Source organism: Pantoea sp. IMH (genome assembly GCF_000599885.1).
GTDB lineage: Bacteria > Pseudomonadota > Gammaproteobacteria > Enterobacterales > Enterobacteriaceae > Erwinia.
Genome location: NZ_JFGT01000004.1, coordinates 137,453 through 154,862, shown reverse-complemented (window position 1 = coordinate 154,862; position 17,410 = coordinate 137,453). Strand labels below are relative to the sequence as shown.

At 55.9% G+C, this 17,410-nt stretch carries 17 protein-coding genes; 4 read left to right on the top strand and 13 right to left on the bottom strand.

All coding sequences use genetic code 11. From position 1 onward, the window contains the following. Positions 1 to 76 precede the first annotated feature (76 nt). Together tpiA and EA20_RS0107150 are read right to left on the bottom strand one after the other, a co-directional pair. Entirely contained in the window at positions 77 to 844 is a 768-nt protein-coding gene (tpiA, locus tag EA20_RS0107155; RefSeq protein WP_024966170.1) for a triose-phosphate isomerase, read from the bottom strand. Positions 845 to 964: 120 nt separating this feature from the next. After that, positions 965 to 1,552 (bottom strand): DUF1454 family protein, encoded by a 588-nt coding sequence (locus EA20_RS0107150; protein WP_024966169.1) that lies wholly within the window; start codon positions 1,550 to 1,552, stop codon positions 965 to 967. A gap of 91 nt (positions 1,553 to 1,643) precedes the next feature. On the opposite strand from EA20_RS0107150, the gene EA20_RS0107145 reads away from it, so the two are divergent. Further along, positions 1,644 to 2,078, top strand: a complete 435-nt coding sequence (locus tag EA20_RS0107145) for a DUF805 domain-containing protein (RefSeq protein ID WP_024966168.1) — start codon at positions 1,644 to 1,646, stop codon at positions 2,076 to 2,078. A gap of 30 nt (positions 2,079 to 2,108) precedes the next feature. On the opposite strand, the gene fpr is transcribed toward EA20_RS0107145, so the two are convergent. Then, positions 2,109 to 2,855, bottom strand: coding sequence for a ferredoxin--NADP(+) reductase (gene fpr, locus EA20_RS0107140; RefSeq protein WP_024966167.1), 747 nt, complete (start codon positions 2,853 to 2,855; stop codon positions 2,109 to 2,111). A 305-nt stretch (positions 2,856 to 3,160) separates the two neighbouring features. Between fpr and emrD the strand changes: the two genes are divergently transcribed. Next, positions 3,161 to 4,339: a multidrug efflux MFS transporter EmrD gene (emrD, locus tag EA20_RS0107135; protein ID WP_024966166.1), complete on the top strand. Its 1,179-nt coding sequence runs from the start codon at positions 3,161 to 3,163 to the stop codon at positions 4,337 to 4,339. Between the two features lie 59 nt (positions 4,340 to 4,398). On the opposite strand, the gene glpX is transcribed toward emrD, so the two are convergent. The 3 genes from glpX to EA20_RS0107120 all read right to left on the bottom strand — a co-directional run bounded on the left by glpX (position 4,399) and on the right by EA20_RS0107120 (position 8,032). Next, a complete protein-coding gene (gene glpX, locus EA20_RS0107130; protein ID WP_024966165.1) occupies positions 4,399 to 5,409 on the bottom strand; it encodes a class II fructose-bisphosphatase in 1,011 nt (336 codons plus the stop codon). Between the two features lie 231 nt (positions 5,410 to 5,640). After that, positions 5,641 to 7,152 carry a glycerol kinase GlpK gene (glpK, locus tag EA20_RS0107125; protein ID WP_024966164.1) on the bottom strand — a complete coding sequence of 504 codons (1,512 nt, stop codon included), beginning with the start codon at positions 7,150 to 7,152 and terminating at the stop codon, positions 5,641 to 5,643. 34 nt (positions 7,153 to 7,186) lie between these two features. Then, positions 7,187 to 8,032, bottom strand: coding sequence for an MIP/aquaporin family protein (locus EA20_RS0107120; protein WP_024966163.1), 846 nt, complete (start codon positions 8,030 to 8,032; stop codon positions 7,187 to 7,189). Between the two features lie 447 nt (positions 8,033 to 8,479). Here EA20_RS0107120 and zapB point away from each other — a divergent pair, with 447 nt between their 5' ends. Further along, positions 8,480 to 8,719, top strand: coding sequence for a cell division protein ZapB (gene zapB / locus EA20_RS0107115; RefSeq protein ID WP_024966162.1), 240 nt, complete (start codon positions 8,480 to 8,482; stop codon positions 8,717 to 8,719). An 81-nt stretch (positions 8,720 to 8,800) separates the two neighbouring features. Here zapB and rraA read toward each other — a convergent pair whose 3' ends face one another. From rraA to priA, 7 genes are all read right to left on the bottom strand, one after another. Further along, entirely contained in the window at positions 8,801 to 9,286 is a 486-nt protein-coding gene (gene rraA / locus EA20_RS0107110; protein WP_024966161.1) for a ribonuclease E activity regulator RraA, read from the bottom strand. Between the two features lie 106 nt (positions 9,287 to 9,392). After that, positions 9,393 to 10,322, bottom strand: a complete 930-nt coding sequence (locus EA20_RS0107105; RefSeq protein WP_024966160.1) for a 1,4-dihydroxy-2-naphthoate polyprenyltransferase — start codon at positions 10,320 to 10,322, stop codon at positions 9,393 to 9,395. A gap of 195 nt (positions 10,323 to 10,517) precedes the next feature. Next, positions 10,518 to 11,849 (bottom strand): HslU--HslV peptidase ATPase subunit, encoded by a 1,332-nt coding sequence (gene hslU / locus EA20_RS0107095; protein ID WP_024966159.1) that lies wholly within the window; start codon positions 11,847 to 11,849, stop codon positions 10,518 to 10,520. Between the two features lie 11 nt (positions 11,850 to 11,860). Continuing rightward, on the bottom strand, positions 11,861 to 12,391 hold the full coding sequence (gene hslV / locus EA20_RS0107090) for an ATP-dependent protease subunit HslV (protein WP_024966158.1): 531 nt from the start codon (positions 12,389 to 12,391) through the stop codon (positions 11,861 to 11,863). A gap of 90 nt (positions 12,392 to 12,481) precedes the next feature. After that, positions 12,482 to 13,327, bottom strand: coding sequence for a cell division protein FtsN (ftsN, locus tag EA20_RS0107085; RefSeq protein WP_024966157.1), 846 nt, complete (start codon positions 13,325 to 13,327; stop codon positions 12,482 to 12,484). Positions 13,328 to 13,498: 171 nt separating this feature from the next. Then, positions 13,499 to 14,536, bottom strand: coding sequence for a DNA-binding transcriptional regulator CytR (gene cytR, locus EA20_RS0107080; RefSeq protein ID WP_024966156.1), 1,038 nt, complete (start codon positions 14,534 to 14,536; stop codon positions 13,499 to 13,501). A 184-nt stretch (positions 14,537 to 14,720) separates the two neighbouring features. Further along, positions 14,721 to 16,919 carry a primosomal protein N' gene (priA, locus tag EA20_RS0107075; RefSeq protein WP_024966155.1) on the bottom strand — a complete coding sequence of 733 codons (2,199 nt, stop codon included), beginning with the start codon at positions 16,917 to 16,919 and terminating at the stop codon, positions 14,721 to 14,723. 214 nt (positions 16,920 to 17,133) lie between these two features. Here priA and rpmE point away from each other — a divergent pair, with 214 nt between their 5' ends. Beyond that, a complete protein-coding gene (gene rpmE, locus EA20_RS0107070; protein WP_024966154.1) occupies positions 17,134 to 17,346 on the top strand; it encodes a 50S ribosomal protein L31 in 213 nt (70 codons plus the stop codon). Positions 17,347 to 17,410 lie beyond the last annotated feature (64 nt).

The following is a 17,410-nucleotide window of genomic DNA, read 5'->3' as shown; positions in this document are numbered from 1 at the left end:
GCGAAGCTGTGGTATCGGGTGTGGAAAACCGGCAGGAGGAGTGAAATCCTGCCCCGGGACGGGGCAGGATAGGGCATCAGGCGTTTTTCGCCGCGGCGGCAGCTTTCACAATCACCGCGAAGGCATCTGCCTTCAGCGAGGCGCCGCCCACCAGCGCACCGTCGATGTCCGGCTGGGCGAACAGCTCAGCGGCATTTTTATCGTTCACGGAACCGCCGTACTGGATAATGACCTGTTCAGCCACGGCTGCATCCTGCTTCGCAATGTGGTCACGGATAAACTTGTGCACGGCCTGAGCCTGGGCTGGCGTGGCGGATTTACCGGTACCGATAGCCCAGACGGGCTCATAGGCGATAACCACATCCTTAAACGCTTCCGCACCCTGAGTGGTCAGCACCGCATCAATCTGACGTGCGCAGACTTCTTCGGTTTTACCGGCTTCATTTTCCGCTTCGGTTTCACCGATGCACAGCACCGGCACCAGGCCTGCATTTTTTACCACGGCGAATTTCTTCGCGATCAGCTCATCGCTCTCTTTGTGGTAAGTACGACGCTCTGAATGGCCGATAATGATGTACTTCGCGCCCAGATCTTTCAGCATCTCTGCTGAGACCTCGCCAGTGAACGCGCCGGACAGATTCACGTCCACGTTCTGCGCGCCCAGAGCGATGTGGCTGCCGGAAGCGGCGTGTTTTGCCAGATCCAGATACATCACCGGTGGGGCGATGGCTACGCCACAACCATCAACAGTGCTCAGCTCATCGCGCAGACCGGCAATCAGCTCTTTGACCAGAGTTTTACTGCCGTTCAGTTTCCAGTTACCCATGACTAACGGATGTCGCATCTTATCCTCCACGCTTAGCGCGATTCTGTTAAATTACCCTGCCGTAGCAGCGTTGTCTGCCAGACAGTATAGAGATCAAAACCCCGAAAGGCTTTGCTTTTCGTCATCTTTAGCGGCGGCTCAGTCGGCGGCGAGCGACAGTTTCACTGGCTCAACGGCAAAGGTCAGACCTTTATCACCGTTGTCTGCGACCACATAACGCAAGGCCCCGACCGTCTGGGTAAAATAACGCGCGCCTTTACCTTGCTTCAGCAGTTCATCAATGCGTTTCAGACTCTGCTCTTCATCAAGATCGGATTGAAAGAAACGCATCAGCGCGGCCATATAGGCGCGGGCTTTATCCCGTGCCGCCTTCGCCTCAGGTCCGGGAACCGGAAGCCAGGTAACCTGTAACGTTTTGATTTTACCGGTTCCATGTTCCAGTGCGGTGGATGTGTACAGATTTTCATTGATCTTGCTGGCGGCTCGGGTCAAATTACTTTTATCGCCGCGACTGTCGACAGCGCGATAATCAGCAATCTGTAATGCCGGATTCATGGCATTATATTTTTCGCGAAACTGACCGATTGTCATATCAAAAGTGGGCGATTCTGCCAGCAGATAGGGCGCAGTTGGCAATTGCTCAGCGCGGGACTGAGGTGAAGGTTCGCTGGCCCAGGCCGTCGCCTGTACCAGCAGCAACAGGCCTGTAAAGATCGTTTTTTTCATATAATTCGCCCTGATCGCTCCATTCAGCAGAAGATTAGAACGGACAATGACCGACAAAGTCAAAGCCTGCGGCTTTCCTGAGGGATAAAAAATGACCCTGCAAGCGTGGTGTTTCTCTTACCGTGGCAGACTGAAGCGACGCGATCTCTGGATCTGGCTGACGCTCTGGCTGTTACTGATGACGCTGCTTTTTACCCTGGCGGCAAACGGCTGGCTGAGTACGCAAAATGCCGCCTTTGGCGTGGTTTGCCTGCTGTGGCCGACCAGCGCCGTCGTGGTGAAACGGCTACATGACCGGAATAAAGCAGGTTACTGGGGCCTGTTACTTATCGTTGCCTGGATGCTGCTGGCCGGTAACTGGGATATGCTGCCCGCCAGCTGGCAGTGGGTACCGGGTCGCTTTATTCCGGCGCTGATTCTGGTCACGCTCTTTCTGGAGCTTGGCGTATTTCGCGGCACGGCGGGTGACAATCGTTTTGGGAAAGCGCCGCAGCCGGTGAACTATACCGGCCGCAGAGTCGCCTGAGATGTGACAGCCCTGCGGTGAAATGACCTGTTACCAGTAATGCTCGCTGGTCATATGGCCGGGTTTGCGCTTCAGGTGTTTACGCATCTCACGGGTATCCTTAAGCAACTGCTGCGTATCACGCACCATCTGAGGATTGCCGCACAGCATGATATGGCTACTCTCCGCGTCCATCGTTAACCCTACGGCGCGCTCCAGCTCTCCGCTGGCGATAAGCGCGGGCACCCGTCCCGTCAGCGATCCTGGTGCCTCTTCGCGGCTGACCACGGTCTGAATCCGCAACTGGCCATTAAAGCGCTGCTGAAGCGCCTGCATCAGCGGCAGATAGCTCAGATCCTGGGCGTAGCGTGCCGCATGCACCAGTACCACATTTTTAAACCGTTCCAGCCCTTTCCCCTCCTGAAGAATGGAAAGATAGGGGCCGATTGCCGTGCCGGTTGCCAGCATCCACAGCGTCTCGCATTCCGGGATCTCATCCAGTATGAAGAAGCCCGAGGCTTCTTTGGTGATCATCACTTCCTGGCCTGGCATTAACGCATGCAGGCGCGGGCTGAGTTTCCCTTCGGGAACTGTCACCAGATAGAACTCCAGATTTTCGTCGGATGGCGCATTCACATAGGAATAGGCACGTTGTACGCGCTCACCGTCGATCTCCAGCGCCAGTTTGGCAAACTGACCGGCGGTAAAAGGGGCGATGGGCGCGGTAACCGTCAGGCTGAACAAGCTCTCTGTCCAGTTATCCACTTTTTTGACTCTGGCATTTACCCATTCGGCCATAAACAACTCCTTAGTCGTTGTGGGGCGGGTAGCGTTGAAAGTGTATCTTCGCCACTGGGCGCCCTTTTTTCCAGTCTCTGGCGGGGACAAAGCTCGTATCGACAAATGCGCCAGGCGATCCTTCTACTATAACGTACAGTTTGATTTACGGCGTTGCCCGTAAACGCTGACACCTGCCGCCCGGCTATTTCAGGGCCAGCGCTCGCTTTGTCACAGGTTCCTGATATTTTTCACGCCAACAACTCTGGTTTACTGGTCAATTCAATTTCTGAATTGGATTCTGGCCGCTTATTGTGCTGAAGAAAATGAAAAAAATCGAAAACGGGTATCTGCTGATCCTGCTGATTGCGCTGGTCGCTGTCGGACAAATGGCACAAACCATTTATGTTCCCGCCATGACAACCATTGCCGAAGCGTTCAGCGTGCGCGACGGTGCGGTGCAGCGCGTCATGGCCGCTTATCTCATCACCTATGGCAGCTCTCAGCTACTCTATGGACCGCTCTCGGATACGATTGGCCGCCGTCCGGTAATTCTGGCGGGATTGAGCATTTTTATTATCGGTACGCTGATTGCGCTCTGTGCGCCGACTTTCGGCGGGCTGGTCGCAGGCAGCGCGGTTCAGGGCCTGGGCACCGGCGTAGCCGGCGTGATGGCCCGTACCATGCCGCGCGATCTCTATGCGGGCGGCGCGCTGCGTCAGGCGAATAGCCTGCTGAACATGGGCATTCTGGTCAGCCCGCTGGTGGCGCCGATCGTCGGCGCGGTGCTGACGCATCTGTTTGGCTGGCATGCCTGCTTCGCCTTTTTGCTGGTACTTTGCCTGGCCGTCAGCATCGCGATGCTAGTCTGGCTACCGGAAACCCGTCCTGCGCCAGTGGAAAAGCGGGCGCTTTTTTCACGCTACCGTCCACTGCTGGCGGACAGCACATTTATTCGTTACCTGATTATGCTGATGGGCGCGCTCGGCGGTATCGCGGTCTTTGAAGCAAGCTGCGGCGTCCTGATGGGCGGCGTACTTGGCCTGAACAGCCTTACCGTCAGCCTGCTGTTTATTCTGCCGGTGCCAGCGGCCTTCTTTGGCGCCTGGTTTGCCGGCCATGAAAACCGGCCTTTTCCCCAGCTGATGTGGTGGGCGGTGAACAGTTGCCTGCTGGCTGGTGCGTTGATGTGGATCCCCGCCTGGTTTGGCGTCATGTCTATCTGGACGCTGATTGTCCCCGCCGCGCTGTTTTTCTTTGGCGCCGGAATGCTGTTTCCGCTGGCGACAACGGGCGCGATGGAGCCCTGGCCCTACGTGGCGGGCTCGGCCGGCGCGCTGCTGGGAGGGTTGCAAAATCTGGGGTCGGGTCTTGCGGCGTGGCTGTCAGCGCTGCTGCCGCAGAACGGGCAGTTCAGCCTTGGCATGCTGATGTTCGGCATGGCGCTGCTGATACTACTCTGCTGGCTGCCGCTTTCCCGGCGCCCGGAGCCGCATGCGGTATAAGCGGTGCCTGCCGCTCATACTGTGCAGAGGCCAGCCAGAGGGCTGGCCTGAACGGTGCTTTACAAAATAAAAGGATGCAGGCTCTCATCCTTGCGATCCAGGTAATGTATGGACTGAATGCGGCGGATTGTGCGCGACTTGCCCCGGACCAGCAGCGTTTCGCTGGTGGCCATATTGCCCTGACGGGTTATCCCTTTCAGCAGGTCGCCGCTGGTAATGCCGGTTGCTGAGAAAATGACATTGTCGTTTTTCGCCATCTCGGCCAGCTGCAGCACTTTACCCGCTTCAATCCCCATTTGCTGACAGCGTGCCAGCTCCTGCTCGCCAATCTTGCGGTTTTCGGGTGAGTCACCTTTGACCAGATGGCGTGCCAGCAATCTGCCCTGCATATCGCCATCCATCGCGCGGATAACGGCAGCGGAAACCACACCCTCCGGCGCGCCGCCAATGCCATAGAGCACATCAACTTCACTGTCCGGCATGCAGGTCAGAATCGAGGCGGCAACGTCGCCATCCGGAATAGCGAAAATGCGAACGCCCAGTTGCTGAAGGGAGGCGATTACGGCATCGTGACGCGGTTTAGCCAGAATAGTGACGGTAAGGTCGCGCAGCGGCTTCTGCAGCGCCGCAGCGATATTTTTCAGGTTCTCTTCCAGCGGTAAAGCAAGGTCGATCGCGCCTTTCGCACCAGGCCCGACAATCAGCTTTTCCATATACATATCCGGCGCGTTCAGGAAGGTGCCCCGGTCGCCGACGGCCAGCACGGCCAGCGCATTGGCCTGGCCCATCGCGGTCATACGCGTGCCTTCGATGGGATCCACCGCGATATCCACCGCGTCTCCCTGGCCGCTACCGACCTTTTCACCGATATAAAGCATGGGAGCTTCATCGATCTCTCCCTCGCCAATCACGATTTTCCCGTCAATATCCACGTTGTTGAGCATAATACGCATGGCGTGCACCGCCGCGCCGTCTGCCGCGTTCTTGTCGCCGCGTCCCAGCCATTTATAGCCAGCCAGCGCCGCGGCTTCCGTTACGCGTGAAAATTCAATGGCGAGTTCTCGTTTCATAAGGGGCCCCCGAAAATTGTGAGGTGAGAAGTCTGGCATGGCAGGAAGGGAAAACGCCAGCATTCTTAATCATCGCATTGCAGCCGCTTATCGCTGAGCAACGCTGCCGTTTCGGTCAGGCGTAAAAATCCAGTGGTGAATTTATGGTGGATTTTTGAAAAGGGGGGCGCGCAAAGACTGATGTAGTGCAAAGGAGAACGCCCGCAATCATGGCGATTGCGGGCGAGGGGGTTACTCTTCGTGGTCTTCCCATGCCTGAGCACGGGCGACGGCTTTCTTCCAGCCTGCGTAACGGTAGTTACGTTCGCTGGTTTCGATGCCTGGACGGAATTCGCGTTCGATCACCGCCTTGGCGCGAACCTCATCCAGATCTTTCCAGAAGCCTACTGCAAGGCCAGCCAGGTAGGCGGAACCCAGTGCGGTCACTTCCAGCACTTCCGGGCGCTCCACGCGGGTGCCCAGAATGTCGGACTGGAACTGCATCAGGAAGTTGTTAGCTACTGCGCCGCCATCCACACGTAAAGATTGCAGACGAGTACCGGCGTCATTTTGCATCGCTTCCAGCACGTCGCGCGTCTGGTAAGCAATAGACTCCAGCGTGGCGCGAATAATGTGATTCGCGTTGGCACCGCGCGTCAGGCCGAAAATCGCGCCGCGTGCATAGGGGTCCCAGTATGGCGCGCCCAGTCCGGTAAAGGCAGGCACCATGTAAACGCCGTTGCTGTCTTTAACCTTGGTAGCGAAATATTCAGAGTCGGTCGCATCGCCAATCAGCTTCATCTCGTCACGCAGCCACTGAATGGAAGCGCCACCGATAAACACCGCCCCTTCCAGCGCATAGTTCACTTCACCGCGCGGACCGCAGGCGATGGTGGTCAACAGGCCGTGGGTTGAGGTAACCGCTTCGGTGCCGGTGTTCATCAGCATAAAGCAGCCGGTGCCGTAGGTATTTTTCGCCATGCCAGGCTGGACGCAGAGCTGACCATACAGTGCCGCCTGCTGGTCACCAGCAATTCCGGCGATAGGAATACGGGTACCGCCTTTACCACCGATGTTGGTCTGACCGTAAACTTCAGAAGATGATTTTACTTCCGGCAGCATTTCACGCGGGATATCCAGGATATCCAGCATGCGCTGATCCCACTCCAGCTTGTGAATGTTAAACATCATGGTTCGGGAGGCGTTGGTGTAATCGGTGATATGCACCCGACCCTGGGTCATTTTCCATACCAGCCAGGTATCGACGGTACCGAACAGCAGTTCACCGCGCTTCGCACGGTCACGGGCGCCTTCCACGTGGTCGAGGATCCACTTCACTTTGGTGCCGGAGAAGTAAGGGTTAATCACCAGGCCGGTGGTGTGCTGGATATACTCTTCCAGTCCCTCTTTTTTCAGTTTATGGCAGTAATCGGCGGTACGCGGATCCTGCCAGACTATGGCGTTATAGATCGGCTTGCCGGTCTCTTTATCCCAGACAATGGCCGTTTCACGCTGGTTGGTAATGCCGATAGCGGCGATTTCGTCAGAGTTGATATCCGCGTGAGCCAGCACTTCGACCAGTGTGGAGCTTTGTGATGCCCAGATATCCATCGGGTCATGCTCTACCCAGCCCGCTTTTGGGTAAATTTGCTGAAATTCGCGCTGGGAGACCGCCACGATATTGGAGTCATGATCGAGAACCACGGCACGAGAGCTGGTTGTACCCTGATCGAGCGCGACGATATATTTTTTTTCTGTGGTCATAATTCAGTTCCTGATGGTGTAAAGGGTTAGCGACTTACGCTTTACGCTGTTCAGCACGCGCTACCGACTTCTGTTCTTTCTCTTCCACGGTCGTCACCGGGAGGTTGCGGGCGATCAAATAGCGATAGCCAAATGCACCGACGCTGGCACCGACGATTGGGCCAAAGATCGGTACGAGGAAATAAGGAATATCACGGGCGCCGGTAAAGGCCACGTTACCCCAGCCTGCCAGCCATGCGAAGATCTTCGGTCCGAAATCACGCGCCGGGTTAAGGGCGAAGCCGGTCAGTGGTCCCATCGCGCCGCCAATAACAGCAATCAACAGGCCGATCAACAGCGGCGCCATCGGGCCACGCGGCAGGCCGTTGCCGTCATCGGTCAGCGCCATAATCAGACCCATCATTACTGCCGTAATCACGGCTTCGACCAGGAATGCCTGACCCACGCTGATTTGCGGATTCGGGTAGGTTGAGAAGATACCGGCCAGGTCGAGGCTTTCTACCGTGCCGCGAACCATCTGATGGGACTGCTCATAGTCGATAAACAGATTGTAGTAGAGACCGTACACCAGTGCCGCAGAGCAGAAGGCCCCTGCAATTTGCGCAATAATATAAGGTATAACCTTGCGGCGATCGAAACTGGCAAAGAGGCAAAGTGCAATGGTGACAGCTGGGTTAAGGTGTGCGCCGGAAATGGCCGCGCTGAGATAGACCGCCATAGCCACGGCGATACCCCAGATGATACTGATTTCCCACTGGCCAAAGCTGGCACCCGCCAGCTTCATGGCGGCAACGCAGCCAGCACCAAAGAAGATAATGGTGGCGACACCAAGGAATTCGGCGATGCACTGCCCTTTGAGCGTGCTTGTTGTTTGACTCATGATGGTGTTTCCTGAAGGCGAGGTTAAAGGGTGTACCACGTTTTTTTTCTCATTCCCTGAGTCGCCCTAATCTTTTGTAGGGCTGATGTGAATTTATCGTTAACGAGCATAAACGAGAAATAGCGAAATCAAAAGTTGTGCTCTGCGTCAAAAAAATGAGCGTTTTCGAGTATTTTCGCTTTCCTGAAACATCATTTCCCGTTTCCCTTTGCCGTTTTTTTCTCACCTTGTTAACTAAACACTTACTTTTTCTGCCAGTAATGTTGCCATTTCCAGGTCTGCGCTGAAAATTGTTACAGACTGCACCTCGTGCAGGTTCCCCGCTGGACTTGACGGGCTGGTCTACTTACAATCGAGATATCGTTGTTATCCGCGGAATGCCGGCTTACCCCTCATGATCTGCGGCTAGCATCATCAACGCCTTGCGATTAGGAGAGGTCATTTACAATGTCATTTGAAGTATTCGAGAAACTGGAAGCAAAGGTACAGCAGGCGATTGATACCATCACTCTGCTGCAGATGGAAATTGAAGAGCTGAAAGATCAGAACAATGCGCTGAACCAGCAGGTGCAGCAAGCGGCGGGAAACAGCGAATCGCTGGTGCGTGAAAACCAGCAGCTAAAGGAAGAGCAGCAGGTCTGGCAGGAACGTCTGCGTGCCCTGCTGGGTAAAATGGAAGAAGTCTGAATTTAGCGTATGCGAAAACGGGTGCCGCTGGCACCCGTTTTTGTTGGTGACTCAGCGTCACCAGGCTGTATAGCCGCGTGGCTATTCGATGTCGAGCGGATCTTCTGACAAAATGATGCCGGTATTATCAGCATAGAGATGGTCGCCGGAGAAAAAGGTGACGCCACCAAAGTTAACCCGTACGTCGCTCTCGCCAACGCCTTCTCCTGCTGCACCCACGGGGATCGCAGCGATGGCCTGAATACCGATATCCAGCTCTTCAAGATCGTCGACCTGACGCACTGAGCCGTAGACCACAATGCCTTCCCACTCATTCTGCACCGCCAGCTGCGCCAACGCCGCATCAACCAGTGCGCGACGAACGGAACCGCCGCCGTCCACCAGCAGTACGCGGCCACGGCCATTTTCCTCCAGCAAATCAAAAAGCAGCCCGTTGTCTTCGAAACATTTTACCGTGATGATTTGCCCGCCAAACGAGGTGCGCCCACCAAAGTTTGAAAAGAGCGGTTCAACGACGTTCACATCTTCATGATAGATGTCGCAGAGTTCAGAAGTGTCATATTTCATAAGGGGTTCGTCTGTTTGCAGCAGGAAGGCTAAGTATATCGCTTTCCCAAGGGTGTTGGCAAAATCATCAATTGTTAAAAATTGCGATGGGTCAATCACCTCGCAATTAAGGCAGGATCAGGCCGAGTGAAAAAAGGACGTTGACCAGCAGGGCGGCTTTCACGGTTCTTCCCAGCATTGGACACATCGCAGTAGCCGTGGTTTGCCGGAAGATAAAACGCACCTGGCTGAGCAGCAGCGGTACTGCCAGCATAAACAGCCAGCCGCTGATGCCCTGATGCGTCACCAGGGCAAACAGGCTCAGGCAGAGGAGCGAGCCGGCAAGCAGCACGGCATGGTAGCGGCGGGCGTTGAGCGCGCCGAGCCTGACCGCAAGCGTGTATTTACCGTGCTGCCGGTCGCTTTCAATATCACGCATATTATTGACGTTAAGCACGGCGACAGAGAGCAGACCACAGGCCGTAGCGGGTAAGAATAGCGCCGGAGGGAGGCTGTGAGCCTGCAGGTAATAGCTGCCAGCCACGCCCAGCCAGCCAAAAAACAGCAGCACGGAAATATCGCCGAGTCCCAGATAACCATAGGGCTTTTTACCCACCGTATAGGCGATCGCCGCCACGATGGCCAACGCACCCAGCACGATAAAACCCAGCATATCGCTGAGGGAACGACAGGCATAAAGCACCAGCATAATGCCCGACATCATCGTCAGCATGACGGTAATGCCCAGCGCTATGCGCATCTGTGGCGCCGTTATGACGCCTTTTTGCATACCGCGAAGCGGGCCGATACGGGCTGGCGTATCGCTGCCTTTCAGCGCGTCGCCATAATCATTCGCCAGGTTTGAGAGGATTTGCAGCAGGATCGTCGTCAGCAAGGCCAGTATGGCTATCGGGAAGCTGAAGCTGTTTTGCCACCAGGCCAGCGCCGACCCGGTCAGAATAGAGGCGCAGGCCAGCGGGAGCGTACGTAATCTTAAGCTTTCCAGCCAGGCTTTGGCTTGGGAGAGGGCAGGGATTGAATAGATGTTTTCCGTCATAGTCGCGTCGCCTCAGCGGGAAAACGGGCCTGAACCCGGATAATTTTCCGCCAGTTTACTGGCTGCCTGCGGCGTGAGAGTTAATCTTCATCAAGGATAGAGGTGGTCATGAGCTTTTTTGCTTACTGCGCCGGAGCGAACGGCGGGCGTAAAAAAGGAGGCCGTAGCCTCCTTTCCTTCAGCATGAACGGCTGATTAAAGAATAAAGCGGCTTAAATCTTCATCTGCAACCAGCTCATCCAGATGCTTACTCACGTATTCAGCATCAATCGTGATGGATTCACCATCCAGATCGCTGGCATCGTAAGAGATATCTTCCATCAGACGTTCCAGAACGGTATGCAGGCGGCGTGCGCCGATATTCTCAGCCGTTTCATTCACCTGCCATGCCGCTGCCGCGATGCGGGAGATACCGTCATCGGTAAAGTGAATATCCACGCCTTCCGTTTTCATCAGCGCCTTGTACTGCACGGTAACGGAAGCGCTCGGTTCGGTGAGAATGCGTTCGAAGTCGTGTGTGGTCAGCGCCTGAAGCTCAACGCGGATAGGCAGACGACCCTGTAATTCAGGGATCAGATCGGACGGGCTGGCCACCTGGAATGCGCCGGAAGCGATAAACAGAATGTGGTCAGTTTTCACCATGCCGTGCTTGGTGGAAACGGTACAGCCTTCCACCAGCGGCAGCAGGTCACGCTGCACGCCTTCGCGGGAAACGTCCGGACCAGAACTTTCGCCGCGCTTACAGACTTTGTCGATTTCATCGATAAACACGATCCCGTGCTGCTCAACCGCATCGATCGCTTCCTGCTTCAGCTCTTCAGGATTCACCAGCTTGGCGGCTTCTTCTTCCACCAGCATTTTCATCGCATCTTTAATCTTGAGCTTGCGCGGCTTCTGCTTCTGACCGCCCAGGTTCTGGAACATCGACTGAAGCTGGCTGGTCATCTCTTCCATGCCGGGCGGTGCCATAATCTCCACGCCCATTGGCGCCGCGGCCAGGTCGATTTCGATCTCTTTATCGTCCAGCTGGCCTTCCCGCAGCTTTTTGCGGAATGACTGACGCGCAGCAGAAGGTTCAGCCGCGCTTTCTGACTGACCCCAGTTATTTTTAGCGGGTGGGATCAGCACATCAAGGATGCGTTCTTCTGCCATCTCTTCAGCGCGGTAGCGGTTCCGCTCAATGGCCTGAGAACGCACCATCTTAATCGCTGAATCGGTCAGATCGCGGATAATGGAATCCACTTCTTTACCCACATAGCCCACTTCAGTGAACTTAGTGGCTTCTACTTTGATAAAAGGCGCGTTGGCAAGCTTGGCCAGGCGGCGGGCAATTTCCGTTTTACCTACGCCGGTCGGGCCGATCATCAGAATGTTTTTTGGCGTGACTTCGTGGCGAAGCTCTTCATCGAGCTGCATCCGGCGCCAGCGATTACGCAGCGCGATCGCAACGGCGCGTTTGGCACCCTCCTGGCCGATGATAAATCTGTTCAGTTCGCTGACGATCTCGCGCGGGGTCATTGCAGACATAGTTAGGATCCTTACGCTTTAGACGGTAATTCTTCGATAGTGAGGTTATTGTTGGTGTAAATGCAGATATCACCTGCAATACCCAGCGCTTTTTCCACGATGTCGCGTGCGCCGATTTCGGTATTTTCCAACAGCGCACGGGCCGCGGCCTGGGCGTAAGGACCACCGGAACCAATGGCAATCAGGTCGTTTTCGGGCTGAATAACGTCGCCATTACCGGTAATAATCAGAGAGGCATTCTCATCCGCTACCGCCAGCAGGGCTTCCAGTTTGCGCAGCATACGGTCGGTGCGCCAGTCTTTGGCCAGTTCTACGGCCGCCTTCACCAGATGACCCTGATGCAATTCCAGCTTGCGTTCAAAGAGTTCAAACAGGGTAAAGGCATCTGCGGTACCGCCAGCAAAACCGGCAATGACTTTGTCATTATAGAGACGACGCACTTTTTTGACGTTGCCTTTCATAACGGTATTGCCGAGGGTAGCCTGGCCATCACCGCCAATCACTACCTGGCCGTTGCGTCGAACACTTACAATTGTTGTCACGGGCAGACCCCTTGTTGCAGTAAGAAGATGTCCCCACATTTTTCATGTGGGGCATTGATGCAACCAGATATGGGGCGGGATTGAAGGGTTTCAACCCCCGATGGAGAGAGGAATACAATTTGTGTGGCCGGAGCCGCGCAGACGTTTCAACGTGCTGTCCGCGCCTGAACGGTTATTGTACGGCCCGATAACCACCCGATTCCAACCGCCGCCGGTCGTGATATGGCTTTCGAAGCCTTCAAAGGCCAGCTGAGCACGGATCGACTCAGCCTGATCGGTGCCTTTAAATGAGCCACACTGCACCATCCAGCGCTGGGAACTCTCTTTCTTCACCTCTTTTGGCTTCGGCTCCGCTTTTGGCTGTACGCGTGGCTCCGGCACCTGACGAACCGGTTCACGCGGCGCGGCAGGTTGGGTGCGGGCAGGCTGCTGTTGCTGCTGACGCGACTGTTGCTGAAGCTGCGTCTGCTGACGCTGAAGGGTCTGCTGCTGCTGCGCAGGCGTTTGCTCGTTCCACGGCACTTCGTTCAGCTGCGTCGGCTGCTGACGCATATCAGCCTGCATCTGCTCCAGCAGCTGGCGCTGTTCATCGGTAAGCTGCGTTTGAGAATGGACTTCGCCACCTGCTGAAGGTTCTTTTGGCGCCGGCACGGTGATCTGGCGATTTTCCAGTTCTTTTATATAGCGCCAGCGTTCTTCCGGCTTGGGGGGCAAGCCGTTACCCACCGCTTTATGATCGGGGACGGGCGTCTCTTCTTTCTTCTGATGCGCGATAAACCATAAACCGCCGATAAAGGAGACCAGTACCGCAACGGCAAGCACCATCATTATCTTCGATACCCCTGAACCACTACTGCGCTTTTTGCTGCGGCTGTTGCTCTTTTTGCGACGCGTCCCTGTCGAACGCCCGCGGCCTACATAATCTTTTTGTGCCACTATCGTTCCACTAATAATCAAGAGAAGGTGAGGCCGGGCAAAAAAGCGATGCCGCGCCCGGCTGTCAGCTCGCCATGTTACTCAAGGGCCGGAAGTTTGACCAGCAGCGATGCCATTAAGAATCTACTGATTCTGATTTTTGCCGCTCAGCCGCGCAGCGCTTTGCTGGCGTTAACGCTTTACGCGCAGGTGCGGCGCGGTGCTGCCACGAATCTTAAGTTCGAAGTCCAGCAGGCGCGAACCGCTGTTCACTTTCCTTCCCTGAAGCTGTTCCAGCAGCAAATTCATTGCTTCGCGGCCAATATTGAAACGCGGCTGGGCGACGGTGGTGAGCTGAGGATCGCTGTAGCGTGAGAGTTCGATATCATCAAAGCCTATCAGCGAGAGATCCTGCGGTATACGTAACCCCATAATTTTGGCCTGTGACATGGCACCCAGCGCCATAATGTCGCTATGACAGAACAGCGCATCAGGACGCTGAGGCAGCGCCATCAACTGTTTCATCGCGCGGCTTCCGGCATCAAACGTAAAATCGCCACGGACAATATAGTGAGGATCAACCGGCAGACCGTTACGCCTGAGTGCCTGAATATAACCCTGCAGACGATACTGACAGAGCGGCATCTCATGCGGCCCGGCAATGCAGGCGATGCGGCTGTGTCCCAGCTTTAGCAGATGATTAACGGCTTCGAAAGCCGCCGTCAGATTGTCGATATGCACGGTCGGCAGCTCCAGCTCCGGCGCAAATTCATTGGCCATCACCATCGGCGGCAAGTTACGCTGCTCTTCAAGACTGGTATCAAAAGGAACCTGTGAACCCAGCAGCACCATGCCGTCAATCTGCCGGGTAAGCATCAAATTAAGGAAGGATTTTTCCTGACGATTCTGATGGGCGCAGTCGCCAATCAGCACCAGATAATCCTGTTCGGCCGCCACCACTTCAATACCGCGGATCATTTCACTGAAAAAGGGATCGCAAATGTCCGGCACGATGACCAGGATGGTACGTGATTCACTGCGCTTACTGGCCCGCGACAAAGCGTGAGGAGAATAGCCGACGGCGCTTACCGCTTGTTCCACTTTCAGTCGTGTGGCAGCAGAGACCTTTTCCGGGTTCATCAGGGCGCGGGAAACGGTTGCCGTTGATACGCCTGCCTTTTCAGCCACGTCCTTCATGGTCGCGCCTGCTGTCTCTTGATTCTGCTCCAACGCTGCTCTCCTCGCCCGAGACGGCCTTTCTTCGGGGATAATTCTGGTTGATAAGGGAGGGATCTGCCAATTTGCTGACAACCGTCACATTTTTATCAGATGTCAGGTGGCGTCGTTACTCAATTTGCATAAAAAGTGTGACCTGTAACGCTTTTTTCGATGCAGTTCGCAATCTTACCGGCGATTACCCTTCCGTTGGGTCCACGTCCAGCGTCCATTTGACTTTGCGGGCCTGCGGTAGCGTACCGATAAGCGGAAGGGTACTTTTGATCAGTCGTTGCAGCAGACCACGCGAAGGATGCTGCACCAGCAGTTGCCAGCGATAGCGTCCGCCGCGTTTAGGTTGCAACGCCGGAACCGGACCCATTACCCAGAACGCGTCATCTTTCAGCGGGCTGGCCTCCAGCAAATTACGTAACTGCTGAAGGAATAGCGCCGATTGCTGATTATCGTGATCTTCCGATCTGAACAGGATATGGCTGGTGAAAGGTGGCAGGAATACCGCTTCCCGTTCGCTCAGCGCCTGCTGTGCAAAAGCGTCGTAGCCCTGATGCAGCAGCGTTTGCAGCAGCGGATGCTCAGGATGGTGAGTTTGCAGCATGACTTCCCCCTGTTTGCCGGCGCGTCCCGCTCGGCCCGCCACCTGGGTATAAAGCTGGGCGAACCGTTCGGCGGAGCGAAAGTCTGCGGAGAACAGCGCACCGTCCACGTCCAGCAGCGACACCAGGGTTACATCGGGAAAATGGTGCCCTTTTGCCAGCATTTGTGTGCCGACCAGTATCCGTGCGCCGCCACGATGTACGTCAGCAAGGTGCTGCTCAAGCGCTCCCTTACGACTGGTGGTATCACGATCGATGCGGGAAAGCGGAACGTCAGGAAACAGGCCGCTCAGGTTCTGCTCCAGCTGTTCGGTGCCCAGGCCGACCGGCACCAGGTGCGTTGAACCACACTGGGGGCATTGATGCGGAATGGGCCGCTGACTGTCGCAGTGATGGCAGCGAAGCTGCCGCTGATGCTGATGCAGTGTGTAATAGCGATCACAGCGCTGGCATTCGGCCAGCCAGCCGCACTCATGACACAGCATCGCTGGCGAAAAGCCGCGCCGGTTCAGAAACAGCAGAACCTGATTGTCCGCTTTAAGGTGCTGGCTGATTTTTGCGATCAGCGCGGGGGAAAGTCCACCCTGGAGCTTCACCCCTTTTAAGTCGATCAACTGCTGGGTGGCCTGACGGGCATTCCCGGCGCGCTTATTCAGGTTTAGCTGGCGATATTTTCCCATGCGCACATTGTGCAGCGTTTCCAGCGCAGGCGTGGCCGAGCCCATCACGATGGGGATATCCTCCTGGCGGGCGCGGAAAACGGCCAAATCACGCGCCTGATAGCGCCATCCTTCCTGCTGCTTATAGGAGCTGTCATGCTCTTCATCAATGATGATCACTCCCAGACGGGCGAATGGGGTAAACAATGCTGAGCGGGTACCAATGATAATTGCCGTCTCGCCGCTGCGCGCCCGCAGCCAGACCGCCAGTCGCTCGCTGTCGTTAAGGGCGGAATGCAGGACGTCCACCGGGGCATTAAAGCGCTCGCGGAAGCGGGCGATGGTTTGCGGCGTCAGGCCGATTTCGGGCACCAGCACCAGTGCCTGGCCGCCGCCCGCCAGCACGTTTTCCAGTACGCTGAGATAGACCTCGGTTTTACCCGATCCGGTAATGCCGGCGAGCAGCCAGGCGGCAAAGTGGTCGTCCTCGCTGCGAATGGCACCGACAGCCGTCGCCTGCTCGGTGTTCAGGCGGAGCCTTTCGCCGATGACGCGGTATTCAGTCCGCCAGTCCTGACGCGCGCGCGGCTGCGAGCGAAGTTCGCACAGTCCTTTCGCCTTCAGTGCCTGAAGCGTGGCGTCGGAAATATCATGCTGGCTGATTTCGTGGCGATAGAGACCGCGCTGGCGTAATGCGGCGAGCGCCTGTTGCTGTTTTGGTGCGCGCTTCAGGCTCTCCTGCGTCGTGGCTCGTCCCGTTTCACTGATCGTCCACTGATAAAGCGGTGCCTCTTCGGCAGGCTTGCCCTGGCGAAGCAGCACAGGCATGGCATGAAAAAGCACCTCACCCAGCGGATAATGGTAATAGTCCGCCGCCCAGAGCAGAATTCGCCAGAGCGAAGGGGGATAGAGTGACGTTTCGTCCAGAACTTCATGCACCGCTTTGAGCTGATCAATCGGGAAATCGCTGGTTTCACTCAGGCCGACCACCACGCCCACCGCTTTACGCTTGCCGAACGGGACGCTGACGCGTGCGCCAACCGCTGCCATCGGCAGATGAGGCGGTAGCAGATAGTCAAAGTTTCGGGCTAACGGGACCGGCAGGGCGACCTGAACAACGGGCATGAATGCATCCAGATGAAATTGTGAGCGGGATAGTGTACACTGTGTGTTCCTGAATGTGCGGATTCGATTGCAGCGAGCGGTTACTTTCTGTATAGTTCGCCGCCGTGATACGGCATTTTGGTATCATTACACCTGAAATATTAATCTTCGTGTGGTGCCGGTGCAGGGTCAACCCTGGCACGGGAGAGCGACACGGCCTTAACTGAGGTTTCCCATGAAAAAAGGTATTCACCCGAATTACGCTGAAGTTACTGCTAAATGTTCTTGCGGTAACGAAATCAAAACCCGCTCAACCGTGGGTCACGACCTGAACCTGGACGTGTGCGGCAAATGCCACCCGTTCTACACCGGCAAGCAGCGTGATGTTGCGAGCGGTGGTCGTGTTGATCGCTTCAACAAGCGTTTCAGCATCCCAGGCAGCAAATAAGCGACCTGTACGAGACGTAAGTTTCGGATGCAGCGAAAAAACCCAGCTTCGGCTGGGTTTTTTT